At 71.9% G+C, this 2,721-nt stretch carries 2 protein-coding genes; both read left to right on the top strand.

The window, feature by feature from the left end; all coding sequences use genetic code 11:
* On the top strand, positions 1-1,492 hold a 1,492-nt coding region (locus AB0C29_RS42385; RefSeq protein WP_360833163.1), incomplete at its 5' end, for a bifunctional diguanylate cyclase/phosphodiesterase.
* Between the two features lie 46 nt (positions 1,493-1,538).
* The coding region (locus AB0C29_RS42380) for a GGDEF domain-containing protein (RefSeq protein ID WP_360833161.1) at positions 1,539-2,721 on the top strand (1,183 nt) is incomplete at its 3' end.

Genomic DNA, 2,721 nt, shown 5'->3' with positions numbered 1-2,721 from the left:
CGGGCCCCGCGTCGGACCGGGCCGGCTGGTCCTGCTGACCGGCAGCACGCTGCTGGTGCCGACCCTGCTGTTCGTCCAGGGCGCCCTGGGCTTCCCGCACCTGAGCTGGCTGTCCATCGGCGTCGGCGCGGTGCTGCTGTTCGTCCTGGTCCTGCTGCGGATGTCCGGTTTCGTGACGCAGGTGCAGCGGCAGGCCCGGCAGTTGCAGGACCTCGCCATGCGGGACGACCTGACCGGCCTGCCCAACCGCCGCTTCTTCGAGGAGCGGCTCGCGGCCGCCGTGGCGGCCGGCCCGGCCCAGGTGGCGATGCTCGACCTCGACGGCTTCAAGGACGTCAACGACCGCTTCGGCCACGCCGTCGGCGACCGGCTGCTGGCGATCGTGGCGCAACGCCTCGCCGACCGCCTGCGCGGTGACGACCTCGTGGCCCGGATGGGCGGTGACGAGTTCGCCGTCCTGGTCACCGGCGCGTCGGCCGAGGCGATGGCCGGCATCGTCGACCGGCTCACCGCCGGCCTGCGCCCGCCGGTGGAGGTGGCGGGCCAGGAGCTGCTGGTCGGCGCCAGCGTCGGCATCGCCGACGCCGAGGACACCGACGACCCGTACGAGGTGCTGCGCCGGGCCGACACCGCCATGTACGCGGCCAAGGAGCAGTGCGGCAGCCACGTCCGCCGCTACGCCGTGGAGCTCGACGAACGGGCCCGCGCGGAGGCCCGGCTGGGGGCGGAGATGCGTACGGCGCTGGACACCGGCCAGTTCCGTCTCGTCTACCAGCCCATCGTCTCGCTGCCCGACGCCCGGATCGTGTCGGTGGAGGCCCTCATCCGCTGGCACCACCCCGAGCGTGGCCTGGTCAACCCGGTGGACTTCATCCCGGTCGCCGAGCAGAACGGCCTGATCGTCGAGCTCGGTGCCTGGATCCTGCGGACCGCCTGCGCCCAGGCCGTCGCCTGGCACGCCACCCACGGTACGGCCGCCCCGGCGCGGGTCAGCGTCAATGTCTCCGCGCGTCAGCTCGCCGAGCCGGACTTCGCCGATCTGGTGGCCGAAGTACTGGCCTGGACGGGCCTGAGTGCGCACAATCTGATCATCGAAGTCACCGAGACCGCCGTCTTCCGGGGCGGCCAGAGTGTGCAGACCGTCAAGGACCTGCACCAGCTCGGCGTACGCATCGCCCTCGACGACTTCGGCACCGGCCACTCCTCCCTCGGCCTGCTGCAGACCGTGCCCGTCGACACCCTCAAAGTCGACAAGAGCTTCGTCGACACCATCACCATGGCCGGCCGGCACGCCGTCATCGCCGCCGCCCTCATCCAGGTCGCCGACGGCCTCGGCCTCACTGCCGTCGCCGAAGGCGTCGAAACCGCCGAGCAGGCCACCGAACTGCACCGCCTCGGCTACCGGCTGGCCCAGGGCTACCACTTCGGCCGGCCCGTAGCCCAGCCCGACTTCCACGACGCCGTCAGCGGCACCGAGACAGTGGCGGTCTGACCCGGTGGAATCCTCAGATGAATACGCCGGCGACCGATTGCCCTCCGTGCGACAGAAACGACTCTGGTGGTGGTGGCTGATCCTCGGCGTGCTGGCCGTGGGCGGTTACTACCTGCTGCCGCACGACGGGTTCGCCGCGAACGCCGTCTACAACGCCATCGGACTGCTGTCCTGCCTGGTGATCCCGCTGGCGGTGCGCCTGCACCGGCCCGAACGGCCGGCGATGTGGTACTGGTTCGCCGCCGGGCAGATCACCTGGGTCGGCGGTGACCTCGTCTGGGAGTACTACAAGTACGTCCTGCACGAGGAGCCGTACCCGTCGGCGGCCGACTATCTCTATCTGAGCGCGTACCCGATGCTGGTTGTCGGTCTGGTCCTGCTCAGCCGCGGCCGCCGCCGCGGCGGTGATCTCGCCGGGCTGGTGGATCCGGCGATCGTGGCGATCGGCATCGGCCTGGTCTTCTGGGTGTTCGTGATGCACCCGATCGCGGCCGGCTCGACCGCCTCGACGCTGGAACGGGTCATCGGGGTGGCCTATCCCGCCGCCGACGCCCTGCTGCTGGCCATCCTGGCCCGGTTCTTCACCAGCTCGGGGCGGCGCTCGGCCAGTGCCCGGCTGCTGAGCCTGGCCGCGCTGCTGCTGCTCGTCGCGGACATCGCCTACTCCCTCGTCTCGCTCTACTCGGAGGACGACGGCGGCAGCCTGCTCGACGCCGGCTGGCTGCTGTCCTACATCGCCTGGGCCGCGGCGGCCCTGCACCCCTCGATGCGCTGGACCGGCACGACCACCAACCGGCCCAGCGACGCGCGGGTGGGCCGGTCCCGGCTGGTGCTGCTGGCAGTCTGCTCCCTGCTGGCCCCCGCGCTGCTGTTCGTGCCCGGCATCGGAGGCGACCCGGTGGACCGGCTGGCGATCGCCGTCGGCGCCGTGCTCCTGTTCGTCCTCGTGGTCCTGCGCATGTCCGGCTTCGTGGCCCAGGTCCAGCAGCAGGCCGACCAGTTGGAAGACCTGGCGATGGCCGACGACCTGACCGGGTTGGCCAACCGCCGCCGGCTGGAGCAGGGCCTCACCGAGGGCCTAGCCGCCGGTCCGCTGCAGGTGGCCCTGCTCGACCTGGACGACTTCAAGGAGGTCAACGACGCGCTCGGGCACGCCGTCGGGGACCGGCTGCTGGTCGGTGTGGCCGAGCGCCTGTCCCGGGCCGCCGGACCCGGCGCCCTGGTGGCCC

The sequence above is a fragment of the Actinoplanes sp. NPDC048791 genome (assembly GCF_040650095.1).
In the GTDB taxonomy this organism is placed as follows: Bacteria; Actinomycetota; Actinomycetes; order Mycobacteriales; family Micromonosporaceae; genus Actinoplanes.
Note: the sequence above shows the minus strand (reverse complement) of the source record. Positions and strands in the feature narration are given on the sequence as shown.